The following is a 17,693-nucleotide window of genomic DNA, read 5'->3' as shown; positions in this document are numbered from 1 at the left end:
CTGCCGCCGCCAATTGTCGATACTGCGCATCGTCACGCCGAACGCTTCGGCAATCTGTGCGGTCTCCCAGCCAGGGCCATGTTCACCCTCATCCAATTTGAGCAGCACCTGGGCGTGCAGAATCTTCCACGCTGCCGACTTGCCTGTATGGGCAATGCGTTCAAACTGCGCGCGCTCTTCAGCTGTCAGCTTCACAACATACTTCTTGTTCACGATGGCCTCCTGACAGGGTTTACCCGTCAGGTTAGACCTTTTGGAGAAAATTGTGGGTAGCCGCTCCACTAGTTCGACAAGCACATGCCGGCACCGTCCAATTCATTTGACCGCTCAGGATGATCCATCAACAAAGGATAAACGCCTCCAATCTCTTCAGAATCCCAGGCAATGAGCTCTTTTAGGGTAATATTCGCCAGCCCGCGAGCGTCCATGAAGCGCCGGGCAGCCATCTCATGGGTTCCCGGCCGAGCGGTCCTATTCGTACATCATCGACAACGACTTCAACCCCGGCCGAACTTTCGCCAGATCAAGGAACCGTTGAGCGGGGCGGATAGATAACCTGTCGATGGCGCACCGAATCCGCCTGCAACTTGCTGCGATGCTGGTTTTGATGCAAAATCGATTCATATTTGATGCCGGGAGGTGATGTGCGAACGACCGTTACGATCGACGATGAGCTGTATGCGAAAGCGTTGGATATGGCTGACCCCGAAATGGATAAGGCGGACCTGTTCCGTGAAGCGATCAAAACTTTCGTACGGGTGCAGGCCGCCAAGCGCCTGGCCGCGCTCGGCGGCTCATCGCCAGCCATGCCCGACGTGCCGCGTCGACATTCTGACTTGAGCTGATGAGCGGTGTCCTGATCGATACCTCGGTATGGGTAGACCATTTCCGGATTCACAACGACATCCTTGCCGATCTCCTTGTGCTAGATCTGGCATTAACTCATCCAATGATAGTCGTCGAGCTGGCCTGCGGTACACCGCCAGCCCCGCGGATACGAACGTTGACGGATATCGCAACACTACCCCAGGCGCGACAGGCGAACCTCGGTGAGGTGAGGGAGCTAATTGAGCGCGAACAGCTGTATGGTCTTGGATGTGGCTTGGTCGACCTTACTTTATTGGCTTCGACCTTGCTTACTCCTGGCTCCAAACTTTGGACACGGGACAAGCGCCTGGTACAGCTGGCAGAACGGTTTGGGATTGCCTATCAGTCAGTTCGACATTAATCATTGGCGCGCCGACCGTGGGAAATGGACTACGTTTGGGCTGTGTCAAAAGTTGAGAGCAAAATTCAAAAGATAGTATGAAATACCGCAAGAGAACATTAAGTATTGCGCCAATGATGGACTGGACCGACCGCCACTGCCGCGTGTTCCACCGCCAGATCACCCGCCACACCTGGCTGTACACCGAGATGGTGACCACCGGTGCGCTGGTGTATGGCGACGTCGAGCGCCACCTGCGCTACGACGGCGTGGAGCACCCGGTCGCCCTGCAGCTGGGCGGCAGCGATCCGGCCGACCTGGCGAAAAGCGCGAAGCTGGGCGAGCAATGGGGTTACAAGGAAATCAACCTGAACTGCGGCTGCCCGTCGGAGCGCGTGCAGAAGGGCGCGTTCGGTGCCTGCCTGATGAACGAGCCGCAACTGGTGGCCGACTGCGTCAAGGCGATGCGCGACGCCGTCTCGATCGACGTCACCGTCAAGCACCGCATCGGCATCGACTACGCCGAGGAATACGGCTTCGTGCGCGACTTCGTCGGCACCATCGCCGACGCCGGCTGCACCACCTTCATCGTGCATGCCCGTAATGCCGTGCTCAAGGGCCTGTCGCCGAAGGAAAACCGCGAGATCCCGCCGCTGCGCTATGCCGTCGCCTACCAGCTCAAGCGCGAATTCCCCGAGCTGGAAATCATCATCAATGGCGGCGTCAAGACCGACGATGAGATCGCGCTGCACCTGGAGCACGTCGATGGCGTCATGCTGGGACGCGAGGCTTACCACAACCCCTACCTGATGGCGAACTGGGACAGCCGCTTCTACGGCGCGCCGGGACGTCCGCGCTCGCGCATCGAGGTGCTCGAGGCGATGATTCCCTATATCGAAGAGCAGTTGCGCCTGTACGGCGGGCTTGGCCTGAAACTCAACAGCATTACCCGCCACATGCTGGGCCTGATGACCGGCCTGCCGGGCGCGCGCGCCTTCCGCCAGGTGCTGTCCGACTCGAAGAAGCTGGCCGCGGGCGATCCACGCCTGCTGCTCGAGGCCGCTGCCCGGATGCCGGTCGCCGCCTGATTTCCCCAAAAAGAGAGAGAAAGCGTGCCTCGGCACGCTTTTTTTTCGTTGCCTGTCGGCAAATAGACACAGATTCTTTACATTGTAGCTAAAGAAAGTGTCTAGAAGCTTGCCTCGCGGCAAGACTAGCACGATAATTCCGTTTCATTCTCAGAGTTGCTCGACATCAACGCTGTTGTTCTCTTGAAACAGTGCTAGTGGCTCGGGCAATTTCTTACTGGTAACTTACGTTTTGAATTATCCTGTCGGAAATGTGCGAGGTTGATGGGAGACAATATTCCTCGCAATGCGTTGCACGGCGCATTCTGTCCGGGCAAGTTAGATCACAAATAGTTACAGGGAAATCTCGAATGAATTTGAATAACATGAAGGTCGGCGCCCGCCTGGCCCTCGGTTTCGCGCTGGTTCTGGTCCTGCTCGTGGCCGTGACGGTGGTGGGTATCCTGCGCATGGCGCAGATCCAGGACCGCCTGGACCAGGTGGTCAGCGTGAACAACGTGTCTACCGTGCTGGTGATCGACATGCGCAACAACGTCAGCGACCGTATCGCGTCCCTGCGCGTACTGACCCTGATGACCGATCCGGCCGACATGGAACCGGAGATGGCGAAGTTCAAGCAGCAGACCGCCAAGTATGACGATGCCCAGCGCAAGCTGTCGGCGATCTTCGCCGCACACGCGAGCGACAAGGAAAAGGCGCTGCTGGCCCAGATCAAGGAATTCGAAGCGGCCACCATGCCGGCCATCGCCAAGGCGTCGGAACTGTACCTGGCGAACAACGCCATGGACGCGACCCGCGTGATGATCAAGGAAGTGCGTCCGGCCCAGAAGAAGTGGACCGAGGCGCTGGACCAGCTGGCCGTGATGGAAGAGAAGCAGAACGCGCAGAGCGCGCTCGACGCCCAGGCCGCATTCGCGAATGCCCGTAACTTCATGCTGGTGCTGCTGGCGCTGGCCGTCGTGCTGGGCGCCGTGGCAGCCTGGGTGATCACCCGCAGCCTGCTCAAGCAGCTCGGCGGCGAGCCCGGCTACACCGCCAGGATCGCCGGCAGCATCGCCCACGGCGACCTGTCGATCGCCATCGAAACCAGCGAATCCGATCGCGGCAGCCTGCTGGTCGAGATGAAGGAAATGCGCAACAGCCTGGTCGGCATCGTCGAGCAGGTGCGGCGCGGCACCGAGACCATCGGCACCGCCTCGCGTGAAATCGCCGCCGGCAACATCGACCTGTCCTCGCGTACCGAGCTGCAGGCCAGCTCGCTGGAGAAGACCGCATCGGCCATGGAAGAGCTGACCTCGACCGTGAAGCAGAACGCCGACAACGCCCGCGAAGCCAACGCGCTGGCCGCCACCGCATCGGATGTGGCGCGCAAGGGCGGCGACGTGGTGTCGCAGGTGGTGGGCACGATGGGCGAGATCAACAGCTCGGCCAGCAAGATCGCCGACATCATCGGCGTGATCGACGGCATCGCATTCCAGACCAACATCCTGGCGCTGAACGCCGCGGTGGAAGCGGCGCGCGCCGGCGAACAGGGGCGCGGCTTCGCGGTCGTGGCATCGGAAGTGCGTAACCTGGCCCAGCGTTCGGCGGCGGCCGCGAAAGAGATCAAGACCCTGATCGGCGACTCGGTCGAGAAGGTCGAGCGCGGCAGCAAGCTGGTCGGCCAGGCCGGCGTGACGATGGACGAAGTGGTGGCCAGCGTGCGCCGCGTGACCGACATCATGAGCGAGATCGCCAACGCCAGCGCGGAGCAGAGCGCCGGCATCGAGCAGGTCAACGTGTCGATCATCGAGATGGACAGCATGACCCAGCAGAATGCGGCGCTGGTGGAAGAAGCCGCTGCCGCCGCGCAGAGCCTGCAGGACCAGGCCGCCGAACTGGCGCGCGTGGTCAGCATTTTCAAGCTGGAGGAGGGCGAACAGTTCCAGTTCGACGCCCCGGCGCCGGTAGTGACCACCACCGCGGTGGTGGCCCGTCCGGCAACCAGGCGCCCGGTTCCGCCGGCGCTGAAGAAGCCGGCCGTGAAGGCCGCCCCGGTGAGCGCCGACGAGGCTCCTGCCAAGTCGAAGAAGGTCACCGCCACCGTCGGCAACGACGAGTGGGAAGAATTCTAGGAACGCCGGCCCAGGCCGGCACGCAGAGAGACTGAAAATTTTTGAAATTATTTGGGGAAACCATGAAAAACCTGACCGCTAAGCTGTTTGTCGCCCTGACCCTGGCCGGCGCCGCCGCATCGAGCTTCGCTGCCGAAGTGCCGGCTTCGTTCGATCCGAAGAAGTGCACCATCGAGTACCCGAAGGCGTCGCTGATGAACGAAGAGCAGGGCACGACCTCGGCCTCGTTCCTGGTCAATGCCGACGGCACCGTGGCGGAATCGAAGGTCGAGAAATCGAGCGGCTTCAAGAACCTGGACCGCGCCCTGGTGAAGGGCCTGTCGGCATGCAAGTTCAAGCCGGGCACCAAGGACGGCGCACCGGCCCAGACCTGGACCAAGGTCGACTACGCCTGGAAGCTGGACTGATCTGCCCCTCGCAGCCGGCCGTCCGGCCGGCTGCTTTCCCTCTCGCCGCGCCGTCCTGGCCGGTCTCCCGACCTTTCCCCACATCATTTCGGCTGCACCGCCCTGCGGGCATCGCGCTCTCCGCCTCTTTGTTGCCGCAAAGCTGTTACAAGTTTGTGGCGTCTTGTATCGACTGTAATAACTTCCTTCATTTCATCTGTGTGAAGGCTGTGCTCGCTATAGTGGTCTCACACCAACCGCAAGGAGAGCACCATGAAAAGCATACTCGCCGCCACCGCCTCAGTCATCCTGATCAGCGCCGCAGCTTTCGCACCGGCCCAGGCGCAGGACCAGTACCGGGGCGACCGGGCTGACCGTGGTGACCGTACCAGGGTTGTCATCGTCCACAAGGCGCCACCGGCGCCGCGCCACGAATCGATCCCGGCTGCGCGCCGCGGCTATGACTGGGTGCCGGGCTACTGGGACTGGAACGGCCGCCGCCACGTGTGGGTGAGCGGACACTGGGAACGCGATCGTCCGGGCTACGTGTACAGCCGTGCTGAATGGAAGCGCGACCGGAATGGCTGGTACCTCGACCAGGGCGGCTGGCGCCACAGCGAGCGCGTTGCGCGCCGCGACCGTGACGGCGACGGCGTGCCGAACCGCCATGACAGCCGCCCGAACAATCCGTACCGTCATTGATGCCACGCAGCGTCCCGCAGCCTGAGCCGTCGCTGCCGCCACTGGCGGCAGCGACGGTTTGACGCTATGGGTGTCTAGCTGTTGATGGCGGTCGGCACGCGCCGCGCCGCGTCATCCTCGTCGGTGCACACCTGGTTGCGCCCGTTCCGCTTGGCCTGGTAGAGCAGGGCGTCCGCATGTCCGACCAGCACGGTCGGATCGGTTTCCTGGCCGGGCCCGAAGCGCGCCGTGTGCACGCCCGCGCTGATGGTCACGAGGCCCGGCGGGTTCCCCGCATGCGCAATCCCCGCCGCGAGCACCGCGCTGCGGATCCGTTCCGCCACCTGGCGCGCGCCATGCGCGCTGGTATTCGGCAGCAGGACCCCGAATTCCTCGCCGCCGTAGCGCGCCGCCAGGTCGGTCGGCCGCCCGAGGCTGTCCCTGATCGCGGCGGCCACCTGGCGCAGGCATTCGTCGCCGGCGACATGGCCATAGGCGTCGTTGTACTTCTTGAAGAAGTCGACATCGAGCATGACCAGCGAGAGCGGCGTCCCGCTGCGCGCCGCCCGGCCCCTTTCCACCTGCAGCGCCTGTTCGAAGCAGCGGCGATTCGCGATCCCCGTGAGGCCGTCGTTGTCGGCCAGGACCGTCAGCTCGCGGTTGTGCTGCTGCAGCGCGCTGCGCGCATTGGTCAGTTCCACCTGCAGGCGGTCGCGAATGATGATCTGGCGGATCAGGCGCGAACCGAACCCGCACAGCATCAGGATCACCGCCGCGGTGAGCAGGGCGCGCGTCAATGTCGATTGCCACCAGTCCGCCAGGATTTCCTGTTTCGACTGCGCCGTCGCAACGATCAGCGGATAGTCCTCGAGATGGCGGTAGCTGAACAGCCGTTCGACCTTGTCGATATAGGAGCGCATCATGGCGGTGCCGGCCTTGCCGTGCCGCCGGTACATCTGGTAGATCGGTCCCCTGGTCACGTCGCTGCCGACCAGCGCGTCGTCGTACGGACGGCGGTAGAGCAGGGTGCCGTTGTCGCGCATGAGCACGATGGTGCCGGCCTTGCCGATATTGAAGCTTTCGTACAGCTTGCCGAAGTAGTCGATGCGGATGGTGGCCAGCGCGACGCCGGCGAAGCTGCCGTCCGGATGCGCGAGCCGGCGCGAGACCGGCAGGATCCAGATGCCGCTCGAGCGGCTGCGCACCGGCTGGCCGACATACACCTTGCGGTCGTCGTGCTTCAGGTGGTGCTGGAAGTATTCGCGGTCCGCGTTATTGCCGTCGACCTCCCGGCCCAGCGAGGTGACCAGCCAGTTCCCGGCGGCGTCGTAGACGAACAGCCCATGCAGCTCGTTCACCTCGCCGACCATGTTGCGCAAGTGGAGACTCATGCGCGCGCGCCGGGCGCCGTCCAGGCCATCATGCTCGATGCGTTCGACCACGCCGGCCAGCACCGTATCGACGACACTGATCGCGGTCTGGGCCTGCGCCGCCAGTGCGCGCGACATGTTGCTGGTCGCGGTCGTCGTTTCCGCCAGCCGTTCCTGGCGGGCGCGCCAGGCATCCCAGCCGACGATCCCGGCGAGCACCATGCAAAAGCTTGCGAGGAACAGGAACGCAAACAGCACGGCGGGACGCTTCTTGGCGCTCAGTCGGGAAATGTCAGGATCGAAGGTTTCGGGCATCGGCGGCTAGGCAACAGACAGTGCCTTGCTAGGATAGCACTTCCGTCCGACAAGTCGCGGACGCAAGTGTCATTGCTATTTGGCAATCGACCCTTGCGGCAAGCGCGCAGGAAGGGGGGTGAAAACAAAAAAGGTTGCCGGTCTGACGACGGGCAACCTTCTTGCTGAATTCTTTGGGGTGGCTGATGGGACTCGAACCCACGACAACAGGAATCACAATCCTGGACTCTACCAACTGAGCTACAGCCACCACTGACTTGCTTTTCTATCTCGCTGTTGCTGAGACAGAACAAGATTATACAAACTCCTTCGCAAACTGGCAAATTTAATTGCGTGTGCCGTTTTGCCAGGATGGCGGGACCGGAATCGCCACTTCGTGCACGGGCGGATCGACCCCGAGCAGGCTGGCAAATGCGGCTTTCAGGGCCGCCGCGCTGGCGCTGGTGAAGCCGGTCAGGCTGGCCGGCGGCGGACCCTGGTGGCGCAGCAGGCTGCCGGCGTCGAGCAGCCTGGCCAGCTGGCGCGCCACGGCGTCGCCGGTATCGATCAGGGTCACGTCCGCCTTGCCGGCCTTCTCCAGCACGCGCTCGATCGATGCGCGCACCAGCGGATAATGCGTGCAGCCGAGGACCAGCGTGTCCGCGCCCTGGTCGAGCAGCGGCTGGAGGAAGCGCGCCAGCATGGCGGCGGTCGCGTCGGAATCGAGTTCGCCGAACTCGATCTGGTCGGCCAGGCCGACGCAGGGCTGGAGCAGGAAGTCGGCGCCGGTCGCTTCATGGATCTGGTCGCGCAGCGCCAGGAACTTGGCGCCGGCCAGGGTGCGCTCGGTGGCGAGCACGCCGACCTTGCCGTTGCGCGTGGCCGCGGCGGCCGGCTTGAGGCCGGGCTCGACCCCGACGATCGGCATGCTTGGGTAGCGTTCGCGCAGCTCGCGCACGGCGGCGACGGTCGCCGTGTTGCAGGCCACGACCAGCGCCTTGACGCCGTGCGTGGACAGGTAGCTTGCCAGCGAGAGCACGCGTTCGACGACGACGTCCTCGGGCTTGTCGCCGTAGGGGGCGAAGCCGGAGTCCGCGAAATACAGGAGGTGTTCGTGCGGCAGCTGCGCCTGGATGTGGCGCAGCACCGAGAGGCCGCCGACGCCCGAGTCGAAGATGCCGACCGGGGCGCCAGGGGACGGAAGAGGGGTGGTCATACGATGCGAAGACGCGTGGGCGGTCCGGCCGCCCACTCTCTACCTTAAGCCACGGTGACCGGGACGCCTTTCAGCGACTCGATCTTGGCTGCCCATTCCTTCGGACCGGTGGTGTGCACCGAGGTGCCGGTCGAATCGACGGCCACGGTGACCGGCATGTCGGTCACGTCGAACTCGTAGATCGCTTCCATGCCCAGGTCTTCGAAGCCGACCACCTTGGCCGCCTTGATCGCCTTCGACACCAGGTAGGCCGAGCCGCCGACCGCCATCAGGTAGGCCGACTTGTGCTTCTTGATCGACTCGATCGCCGCCGGGCCGCGTTCAGCCTTGCCGATCATCGAGATCAGGCCGGTCTTCTCCAGCATCATGTCGGTGAACTTGTCCATGCGGGTCGCGGTCGTCGGGCCAGCCGGGCCGACCACTTCGTCGCGCACCGGATCGACCGGGCCGACGTAGTAGATCACGCGGTTGGTGAAGTCCACCGGCAGCTGCTCGCCCTTGGCCAGCATGTCCTGGATGCGCTTGTGGGCGGCATCGCGGCCGGTCAGCATCTTGCCGTTCAGGAGCAGGGTCTGGCCCGGCTTCCACGACGCGACTTCTTCCTTGGTCAGGGTGTTCAGGTCGACGCGCTTGGACTTCTCGGTATCCGGGGTCCAGTGCACTTCCGGCCAGGTCGACAGCGCCGGCGGTTCGATGTAGGCCGGACCCGAGCCATCCAGCACGAAGTGCGCATGGCGGGTCGCGGCGCAGTTCGGGATCATCGCCACCGGCTTGGAGGCCGCGTGGGTCGGGTACATGTTGATCTTCACGTCCAGCACGGTGGTCAGGCCGCCCAGGCCCTGGGCGCCGATGCCCAGCGCGTTGATCTTGTCGCACAGTTCGATACGCAGTTCTTCCAGCTTGTTCTGCGGGCCGCGCTGGCGCAGTTCGTACATGTCGATGTCTTCCATCAGCGATTCTTTCGCCATCAGCATCGCCTTCTCGGCGGAGCCGCCGATGCCGATGCCCAGCATGCCCGGCGGGCACCAGCCGGCGCCCATCAGCGGCACGGTCTTGAGCACCCAGTCGACCAGCGAGTCGGACGGGTTGAGCATGACGAACTTGGTCTTGTTCTCCGAGCCGCCGCCCTTGGCCGCCACCTTGACGTCGACGGTGTCGCCTTCGACCAGTTCCATGTGCACGACGGCCGGGGTGTTGTCCTTGGTGTTCTTGCGCTCGAAGTGCGGGTCGGCCACGATCGAGGCGCGCAGCTTGTTGTCGGCGAAGTTGTAGGCACGGCGCACGCCTTCGTTGATGGCGTCGGTGACGCTGCCGCTGAAGCCTTCGAAGCGCACGTTCATGCCGATCTTCAGGAACACGTTGACGATGCCGGTATCCTGGCAGATCGGACGCTTGCCTTCCGCGCACATGCGCGAGTTGGTCAGGATCTGGGCGATCGCGTCCTTCGCGGCCGGGCTCTGCTCGGCTTCATAGGCGCGCGCCAGGTGCTGGATGTAGTCGGCCGGGTGGTAGTAGCTGATGTACTGCAGCGCGGCCGCGACGGATTCGATCAGGTCTTCCTGTTTGATGACGGTTGCCATGGTGTTACCCCCTAGTGATGGTTTAATGATTTTTTGGGTGATGGTGCGTGATCGTCACGAGCCGGTCGGTATAGGCGATCGCCATGGCCGACAGCAGGAACGCGAAGTGGATGATGGTCTGCCACATCAGGGTCTGCTCGTTGTAGTTGGCGGCGTTGATGAAGGTCTTCAGCAGGTGGATCGACGAGATGCCGATGATGGCCATGGCCAGCTTGGTCTTCAGCACCGAGGCATTGACGTGCGACAGCCATTCCGGCTGGTCCGGGTGACCCTGCAGATTCATACGGGAAACGAAAGTTTCATAACCGCCCACGATCACCATGATCAGGAGGTTCGAGATCATGACCACGTCGATCAGGCCGAGCACGACCAGCATGATGGTCACTTCGGTCAGCTTGGTCGGACGCGGACCGTTCGGCACGCTGACGGCGTCGAGGATGTGCGCGAGCGAGGAAGCATTGCCCATGGCCGCCCCGATCAGGTCGACCAGCTCGACCCAGAAATGGAACACGTAGACGCACTGCGCCAGGATCAGGCCCAGGTACAAGGGCATCTGGAGCCAGCGGCTGGCGAAGATCAGGTTGTTCAGCGGGGAAAGCTTGTGGGCTTGGGTGGTCGGTGGTAGCTGGGACATCGGAAAGAAACTCCAGGAATGCGACAAAACAGCTCATCATTCTACACCGGCGGCCGTTTCAACGGTCGTCCATGAAGTTCTCTGGAATTCTATACAACAGGGTTGGTAGAATCACACTTGGGTCGAGAGCCCCCTGTAAGGGCTCAGTAAGCGAGCGCACCTAAGGTGTCTGGCAAAACCTACTACTACATGGAGACTAGTATGGCCGAGAACGAGACCAAACAGGAGCATACCGAGGGCGAGGGCTTGCACGAAAACCGCGTGTTCCAGCCGCCTGCCGCGTTTGCCGAACACGCTGCCATCAAGGGAATGGCTGAATACGATAAATTGTGCGCCGAAGCCGCCAGCGACTACGAAGGTTTCTGGGCCCGCCTGGCGCGCGAGAACATCGAATGGCACAAGCCGTTCACCACCACGCTGGACGAGTCCGACGCGCCGTTCTACAAATGGTTCGCCGACGGCCAGCTGAACGCCTCGTACAACTGCCTCGACCGCAACCTGAAGAACGGCAACGCCGAGAAGACCGCGATCATCTTCGAAGCCGACGATGGCGCCGTCACCAAGGCGACCTACCGCGACCTGCACGAACGGGTCTGCAAGTTCGCCAACGCGCTCAAGTCGCGCGGCATCAAGAAGGGCGACCGCGTCATCATCTACATGTCGATGTCGATCGAAGGCGTGACCGCCATGCAGGCCTGCGCCCGCATCGGCGCCACCCACTCGGTGGTGTTCGGCGGCTTCTCGGCAAAATCGCTCCAGGAACGCATCATCGACGCCGGCGCCGTGGCCGTCATCACCGCCGACGAGCAGCAGCGCGGCGGCAAGTCGCTGCCGCTGAAAGCCATCGTCGACGAAGCGCTGGCGATGGGCGGCTGCGAGTCGGTGAAGGACGTCATCGTCTACAAGCGCACCGGCGGCAACATCGCCTTCACGGCCGGCCGCGACCTGTGGCTGCACGAGCTGGTCGATGGGCAAGAAGCAGAGTGCGAACCGGAGTGGGTCGACGCCGAGCATCCGCTGTTCATCCTCTACACCTCGGGCTCGACCGGCACGCCGAAGGGCGTGCAGCACTCGACCGGCGGCTACCTGCTGTGGGCCGCGCTGACGATGAAGTGGGCCTTCGACATCAAGCCGGACGATGTCTACTGGTGCACCGCCGACATTGGCTGGGTGACCGGCCACAGCTACATCACCTACGGTCCGCTGGCCGTGGGCGCGACCCAGGTCGTGTTCGAAGGCGTGCCGACCTTCCCGAACGCCGGCCGTTTCTGGAACACCATCGCCAAGCACAAGGTCTCGATCTTCTACACCGCGCCGACCGCGATCCGTTCGCTGATCAAGGCGTCGGACGTGGACGAGAAAGTGCACCCGAAGAACTACGACCTGTCGAGCCTGCGCCTGCTGGGGACGGTCGGCGAGCCGATCAATCCGGAAGCCTGGATGTGGTACTACCGCAATGTCGGCCAGGAACGCTGCCCGATCGTGGACACCTTCTGGCAGACCGAGACCGGCGGCCACATGATCACCCCGCTGCCGGGCGCGACGCCGATGGTGCCGGGTTCGTGCACCTTGCCGTTGCCGGGCATCATGGCCGCGATCGTGGACGAATCGGGCGCCGACGTGCCGAACGGGCATGGCGGCATCCTGGTGGTGAAGCGTCCATGGCCGTCGATGATCCGCACGATCTGGAACAACCCGGACCGTTTCCGCACCAGCTACTTCCCGGACGAACTGGGCGGCAAATACTACCTGGCGGGTGACGGCGCGATCCGCAACAAGGACACGGGTTACTTCACGATCACGGGCCGTATCGACGACGTGCTGAACGTGTCGGGCCACCGCATGGGCACGATGGAGATCGAATCGGCGCTGGTGGCGCACCACCTCGTTGCGGAAGCGGCGGTGGTGGGCAGGCCGGACGAGACGACCGGCGAATCGATCTGCGCCTTCGTGGTGCTGAAGCAGGCTCGTCCGTCTGGCGAGGAAGCCAAGAAACTGGCGGCCGAGCTGCGCAACTGGGTGGGCAAGGAGATCGGCCCGATCGCCAAGCCGAAGGAAATCCGTTTCGGCGACAACCTGCCGAAGACCCGCTCCGGCAAGATCATGCGCCGCCTGCTGCGCGTGCTGGCCAAGGGCGAGACCATCACCCAGGACGTCTCGACCCTGGAAAACCCGGCCATCCTCGAGCAGCTGAAGGAAAGCGCCTAAACGTCCAGCGCCGCGTCCCGGACGCGGCTGGAGTCAACAATGCCCGCTCCCTCGCAAGAGGGGTGGGCATTTATTTTTATCAGGACGAGGACAGCACGAAGGTGTTCCCATCCGGATCGCGGAACTTGGCGTACGCGCCCCACGGCTGCACGGTCGGCGGCTCGACGAACTCGACCCCGCGCTGGCTGAGCTGGCGATAGGTCGCTTCCACGTTGTCGCAACCGAAGGAGCCGTTGAAGAAGGATCCGATGCGGTCTTCCTGGCCATCCGGCGTGAACAGCACGACGCGCGTGCCGGCATGGCCGATGCGCAGTTCGATCCAGCGCTTGCCCGGTCCCATGGGCTGGTCGGTGGAGATCTCGAAACCGAGTTTCTCGGTATAGAAGGCGAGGGCGCGGTCCTGGTCGGACACGGGGATGCTGACGAATTTAAGCTGGGTGATCATGAAGGCTTTGCCTGGATAGTTGTCAACGTGAGCATTATCGTGGCACCATGCCCGGCTGTGTGCTTTTAAAAACCATAGTATTCGTGACTATCCGCCAGTCCACGCTGGATGCCTATGTGTTCGACGTCCTGATGCCCGACCTGGTCGGCCACGACCGCCGCCCGGCCGCGTTCGTCGTCTACCTGCACCTGCTGCACAGCGCCCAGGCGCTCGGGCGCGACCATGTGCCGGCCAGCCTGCAGGCGATCGCGGTCAAGACGGGGCTGTCGAAGTCGGCGGTGCAGGTGGCGCTGCGCCACCTGAGGCGGCGCGGATTGATCGGCGTGGAGGAGGTCGGCACCCAGGTCAACCCGGTCCGGCACGTGCTGCGGCCATGGCGCCGCCGCTGGCCCGCGGAACCGCTTGCATGAAGTCTTGTCGAACAGTCTTGTACTGCTGGGAATCCTTGCTATAATACGGGGCTTCGTGGCTACACACGAATACCCATCAGGAGAGATGGATGAGTGGTTTAAGTCGCACGCCTGGAAAGCGTGTATAGGTTCATAGCCTATCGGGGGTTCGAATCCCCCTCTCTCCGCCAAGAACATGTGTCAGGCGATCCAAGATCCATCGAACCCGCGTTACTCCTGGTGAGAACGCGGGTTTTTCGTTTGCCGAGCACTTTCAGTGTCCACTGAAATCCAGCATGTTTGCCGGTAGGCGGCGATCGTCGCAGGCGCGCACTTGCCGATGACCATGCGGCGCGCCCGCGCCTGAGCGCTGTCAGGCCGGCACGGCCTCGCAGACCTGCAGCGTGATCGCCGGTTTGCCGTCGAAGCGGACGGCGACCTGGTCGCCGACGGCCACCGGATGCACGCCGGTGCTGGCGCCGGTGGAAACCCAGTCCCCTGGCCGCAGCGAGCTGCCGCGGTCGACCAGGCTGTTTGCCAGGAAGTGCAGGGCGGCCAGCGGACCGCCCGGGATGCGGTCGGCGCTGCCGCTGCCGGCCAGGGCGCCGTTGACGTCCGTCTCGACCAGCCAGCCGGCAGGATCGCGCGCGAAGAAGTCCGGCAAGGCCGGGCCGACGATCAGGCCGGTGTTATTGCCGAAGTCGCTGATGACGGCGCCCGGGCCGAGCGCGCTCAGGTTGGGCAGGGGGCTGCCGGCCAGCTCGATGGCGGCATGCACCGCAGCCACGTAAGGCAGCAGGTCGGATACTGATTCGAAGCGGGTATCGACGGGAAAATCGTCGCTGATGCGGATGGCGAATTCCGCCTCGGCTGCGGCATATCCGCCACGGATGACAGGCGCGCTGACCGCGCTCGTCGTCGCAATGAACAGCGTTCTCGAAAATACTGGCCCGACCAGCCGTTCGTCCGGATAGGCCTCGCGCCAGTCCGGCGCGATCGCCGCTACCTTCCAGCCAGCGACGCGATCCGGCCAGGCGGCGATCGACGCCTGCTGGATGGAATAGGCCTGGGACAGCGTAGCGGGCACCTGGTCGCCGGGATAGGCTGGAAGCGGGCGCGCTGCCGCTCGGGCACTGCGGAAGGTCAGGGAAATCTGGTCTGGGGTCATTGTGCAATCGTTCAAGGTCTGCAAGGCAGGAGCGCCGAGTCGTGCGCCATTGTAGATGATTCGCTGCCGCGCCTTTTCAGGGCCGGATGGACATAAAGACAAGACTCTTGTTGGGAAGCCATGTAATTGTTGCTGACAGCAAACAACAAGCCCGCTTTTCGGTTTCTACTATGAAACCTCTTCCGGTCGAACTGTTACACTTTCCCGTTCAAGCCATGTCAAGAATGTTGAATGAAAGTGAATAGTCCGACTTTTTCCTCGCGCTTTATCCCGTTGATACGCAACTGGCCTGTGCTTGTCACGGCGATACTGGGCGTTCTTGTGACTATCGCAAGTTATCTGGCCTTTCAATGGCAGGAACAGCAAAGAATCGCCAGCCAGGCGCGCTTCGACGCCAGCGAGTACTCACGCATGCTCCAGGAGGGCGCGCAATCCTATGTGCACCTGAACAGGGATGTGGCAGGGCTTTTTTCCGTTTCCATCGAGGTAACGCCGCGTGAATTCGAGTCCTATATCAAACGCATCCAGGCCCTTGAGACCCATCCGGGCCTGAGCCGTATCGGCTACCTGCCGCGTGTCGCAACCAGCCAGATCGCGCAGTTCGAGACCGAGACACGCAAGACCATCCCATCCTATTCCGTCCAGGGCAAGCATCGGGTTGCCGACGCGGCATTCCCACTGCTGTATGCCGCCCCGCTCGACAAGTCGGTCAAGCGTTTCCTTGGTTTCGACTATGCTGCGATTCCCGAACGTTGGGAGGCGATGCGCAATGCGGCCGATCTCGGAAAATCCGTCGCCACCCAAAAACTGGCTTACCATGCCGCCCCGACGCCCGAGGACCGTGTGTTCATCTTCACGCCGGTCTACGATGCATCCAGGCCGATCGAGTCGCCAGCGCAACGCCAGGCCGCGCTTTCCGGCTATGTGTTTTCCGTGTTTCTGATGGAAGACGTGATCGAGGGCGTCATGGGTTCCAGGTTCAAGCAGCAGTTCGACCTTGAAATCTATGATGGAGCGCTCGGTCGCGAACACCTGCTGTATGACGGCGACCGCCAGGCGCATGCGCTCGAAGAGACCGTGTCGCTGGGTGCATATACGGAAACCGTCGATTTCGCGGGCCGGCGATGGATACTCTATTTCCAGCCCAAGGAGTTCTATACGGCGCGCTACGCGTCGCCCTACAGCTGGCTGATCCTGCTGTCCGGCGGCCTGGCCTCGATCTTCCTTTCATGGCTGACATGGAAATGGCTGGATCAGCGTCGCGCGCAGCGCCAGCAGGCCGAACATGCGCAACGCTTCCACGCCGTGTTCGAGCACCATCCGTCAGCGGTATTTTCGCTGGACACGCAATGGCGCATCGTCAACGCGAATTCACAGGCGATACAGCAGTTCGAGACCAGTAGAAGCAGGCTGGTCGGCGCTTCAGTGCTGAAGATGGTCGCGAGCGAGGACGTGCAGCGGGTCGCAGCGCTGCTGGATGAAGCCCTGTCGGGTGCATCGGTCCGCTACGACAGCACCCTCATCACCGACAACCACAAGCGCATCGAGGTCAGCATCGTGCTGATTCCGGTCACCATCGCGGGCAAGGTCTGCAGTGTGCTGGGCATCGCCGATAACATCACCGAACGGCGACATTCCGAGTGGCGGCTACAGGAATCCAGGCAGATGCTGCAGCTCGTCATCGACAATATCCCGCAGCGCGTGTTCTGGAAGGACACCGCGCTGTATTTCTTGGGCGGAAACAAAGCGTTCTGCGCTGACGCCGGACTGGACGATCCCCAGCAAATCATCGGCAAGACCGACAAGGACTTCGCCTGGAAAGAGGAAGCCGAAGCCTATCGGCAGGACGACCTGCACACGATACAAAGCGGTATCGCGAGAATCAATTACGAGGAAGCGCAGCACCGTCAGGGTGAACATCCGAACTGGCTGAGGACCAGCAAGATCCCGTTGACGGACGCACAAGGGCAGACGGTCGGTGTGCTCGGCATGTACGAGGACATTACCGAACGCAAGCGGCTGGAGCAGCGTCTGGAGCATATGGCGCTGTACGACAGCCTGAGCGGCTTGCCGAACCGGGCCAATTTTCTTGCGCGCCTGGAGCAGGCTGTCGACAAGGCGACATGGCAGGACACGCTGATCGGCGTGATGTATTTCGATATCGACAAGTTCAAGCGGATCAATGATACCTACGGACATGACGTCGGCGACGAAGTGATCGCCATGTTCGCCGCGCGGGTGACAGGGGCGATCAGGGAAAACGACGTGGTCGGCCGTCTCGGCGGCGACGAATTCTGCCTGCTGGTCGAGCTGCCCAACAGGCAAGCGGCGCACAAGCTGGCGGTCAAGCTCATCGAGGCCATGCGGCCGCTCATGCAGGTCGGCGAAACCGCCCTGCAGGTCGGCACGAGCATCGGCATCGCATTCCATGAGCCCGGCATCACGGCCGATGAATTGATCCGCCGCGCCGATCAGGCGATGTACCTTGCCAAGCAAGCCGGCGGCAATCAGTACGACGTGGCCCAGGATGAGGTGCAGCCTGCCTGAGGAACCGGCTGCTGGCGGCGCGTTGCCGCGGCCGGCGCCCGGCATCGGTGCAGGGCCGCAAGGTCGGCGCTGACCTGCCCGTTGGAATAGACTAGTACAGCATCACACTTCGATTTTCGGATACAGGTGCTTGAGTTTGATCCGGGCGTCTGCAGTACGGAATTGCCAGTCGATACCGGTCTGGCGTAGGTTGCGGCGACTGGCCCATTGTCGAGCCAACTGGTCCACGGCATCGACCTCATCGATATGGTGTCCGAGACATTGCCGCGTAGCGGCGCTCAGTTCCGATTCGGCCATGTTGAGCCAACTGCCATGCTTGGGAGTGTGGATCAACTCCAGCCTCCTCATCAGGCGTAGCGCCTCGGC

At 62.9% G+C, this 17,693-nt stretch carries 15 protein-coding genes, 2 tRNA genes and 2 pseudogenes; 10 read left to right on the top strand and 9 right to left on the bottom strand.

Annotation, left to right across the window (positions count from 1 at the left end):
* A pseudogene (locus H162_RS0127990) lies at positions 1-213 on the bottom strand (helix-turn-helix domain-containing protein); the annotation flags it as partial.
* A 431-nt stretch (positions 214-644) separates the two neighbouring features.
* On the opposite strand from H162_RS0127990, the gene H162_RS0127980 reads away from it, so the two are divergent.
* The 6 genes from H162_RS0127980 (at position 645) to H162_RS0127960 (ending at position 5,497) form a co-directional block, all read left to right on the top strand.
* A complete protein-coding gene (locus tag H162_RS0127980) occupies positions 645-845 on the top strand; it encodes a type II toxin-antitoxin system VapB family antitoxin (RefSeq protein WP_026355191.1) in 201 nt (66 codons plus the stop codon).
* Positions 845-1,228 (top strand): VapC toxin family PIN domain ribonuclease, encoded by a 384-nt coding sequence (locus tag H162_RS35440; protein ID WP_084677161.1) that lies wholly within the window; start codon positions 845-847, stop codon positions 1,226-1,228. Before H162_RS0127980 ends, H162_RS35440 begins: the two co-directional genes overlap by 1 nt.
* A gap of 77 nt (positions 1,229-1,305) precedes the next feature.
* On the top strand, positions 1,306-2,295 hold the full coding sequence (gene dusA, locus H162_RS0127975) for a tRNA dihydrouridine(20/20a) synthase DusA (RefSeq protein ID WP_051110023.1): 990 nt from the start codon (positions 1,306-1,308) through the stop codon (positions 2,293-2,295).
* 350 nt (positions 2,296-2,645) lie between these two features.
* Entirely contained in the window at positions 2,646-4,409 is a 1,764-nt protein-coding gene (locus H162_RS0127970; RefSeq protein ID WP_156885843.1) for a methyl-accepting chemotaxis protein, read from the top strand.
* A 62-nt stretch (positions 4,410-4,471) separates the two neighbouring features.
* Positions 4,472-4,816, top strand: a complete 345-nt coding sequence (locus H162_RS0127965) for an energy transducer TonB (RefSeq protein ID WP_020656786.1) — start codon at positions 4,472-4,474, stop codon at positions 4,814-4,816.
* A 252-nt stretch (positions 4,817-5,068) separates the two neighbouring features.
* A complete protein-coding gene (locus H162_RS0127960; protein ID WP_020656785.1) occupies positions 5,069-5,497 on the top strand; it encodes a YXWGXW repeat-containing protein in 429 nt (142 codons plus the stop codon).
* A gap of 74 nt (positions 5,498-5,571) precedes the next feature.
* Here H162_RS0127960 and H162_RS0127955 read toward each other — a convergent pair whose 3' ends face one another.
* From H162_RS0127955 to H162_RS0127935, 5 genes are all read right to left on the bottom strand, one after another.
* Positions 5,572-7,161, bottom strand: a complete 1,590-nt coding sequence (locus tag H162_RS0127955) for a sensor domain-containing diguanylate cyclase (RefSeq protein WP_020656784.1) — start codon at positions 7,159-7,161, stop codon at positions 5,572-5,574.
* Positions 7,162-7,335: 174 nt separating this feature from the next.
* Positions 7,336-7,411 (bottom strand) — tRNA-His (locus H162_RS0127950).
* Between the two features lie 75 nt (positions 7,412-7,486).
* A complete protein-coding gene (murI, locus tag H162_RS0127945; RefSeq protein WP_020656783.1) occupies positions 7,487-8,356 on the bottom strand; it encodes a glutamate racemase in 870 nt (289 codons plus the stop codon).
* A gap of 44 nt (positions 8,357-8,400) precedes the next feature.
* Complete coding sequence (locus tag H162_RS0127940; RefSeq protein ID WP_020656782.1) at positions 8,401-9,936, bottom strand: fumarate hydratase; 1,536 nt, start codon at positions 9,934-9,936, stop codon at positions 8,401-8,403.
* A 22-nt stretch (positions 9,937-9,958) separates the two neighbouring features.
* The gene (locus H162_RS0127935) at positions 9,959-10,570 is read right to left on the bottom strand and encodes a TIGR00645 family protein (RefSeq protein ID WP_026355190.1); all 612 of its coding nucleotides are present in this window, start codon (positions 10,568-10,570) and stop codon (positions 9,959-9,961) included.
* A 201-nt stretch (positions 10,571-10,771) separates the two neighbouring features.
* On the opposite strand from H162_RS0127935, the gene acs reads away from it, so the two are divergent.
* Positions 10,772-12,778 carry an acetate--CoA ligase gene (acs, locus tag H162_RS0127930; RefSeq protein ID WP_020656780.1) on the top strand — a complete coding sequence of 669 codons (2,007 nt, stop codon included), beginning with the start codon at positions 10,772-10,774 and terminating at the stop codon, positions 12,776-12,778.
* Between the two features lie 79 nt (positions 12,779-12,857).
* On the opposite strand, the gene H162_RS0127925 is transcribed toward acs, so the two are convergent.
* A complete protein-coding gene (locus H162_RS0127925; RefSeq protein ID WP_020656779.1) occupies positions 12,858-13,223 on the bottom strand; it encodes a VOC family protein in 366 nt (121 codons plus the stop codon).
* 83 nt (positions 13,224-13,306) lie between these two features.
* Here H162_RS0127925 and H162_RS0127920 point away from each other — a divergent pair, with 83 nt between their 5' ends.
* Both H162_RS0127920 and H162_RS0127915 read left to right on the top strand, forming a co-directional pair.
* Positions 13,307-13,633, top strand: coding sequence for a helix-turn-helix domain-containing protein (locus H162_RS0127920; RefSeq protein ID WP_026355189.1), 327 nt, complete (start codon positions 13,307-13,309; stop codon positions 13,631-13,633).
* A gap of 79 nt (positions 13,634-13,712) precedes the next feature.
* Positions 13,713-13,803: transfer RNA gene (locus H162_RS0127915), tRNA-Ser, on the top strand.
* Positions 13,804-13,985: 182 nt separating this feature from the next.
* Here H162_RS0127915 and H162_RS0127910 read toward each other — a convergent pair.
* A complete protein-coding gene (locus H162_RS0127910; protein WP_020656777.1) occupies positions 13,986-14,780 on the bottom strand; it encodes a 2-keto-4-pentenoate hydratase in 795 nt (264 codons plus the stop codon).
* Between the two features lie 231 nt (positions 14,781-15,011).
* Between H162_RS0127910 and H162_RS32955 the strand changes: the two genes are divergently transcribed.
* Positions 15,012-17,327, top strand: a complete 2,316-nt coding sequence (locus H162_RS32955) for a sensor domain-containing diguanylate cyclase (protein ID WP_084677160.1) — start codon at positions 15,012-15,014, stop codon at positions 17,325-17,327.
* Between the two features lie 102 nt (positions 17,328-17,429).
* On the opposite strand, the pseudogene H162_RS35885 reads toward H162_RS32955, so the two are convergent.
* Positions 17,430-17,693 (bottom strand): annotated as a pseudogene (locus H162_RS35885) (IS630 family transposase); the annotation flags it as partial.

This window comes from Massilia niastensis DSM 21313 (assembly GCF_000382345.1).
Classification (GTDB): Bacteria; Pseudomonadota; Gammaproteobacteria; order Burkholderiales; family Burkholderiaceae_D; genus Telluria; species Telluria niastensis.
The sequence above is the reverse complement of the archived record's forward strand: the minus strand, read 5'-3'. Positions and strand labels throughout refer to the sequence as shown.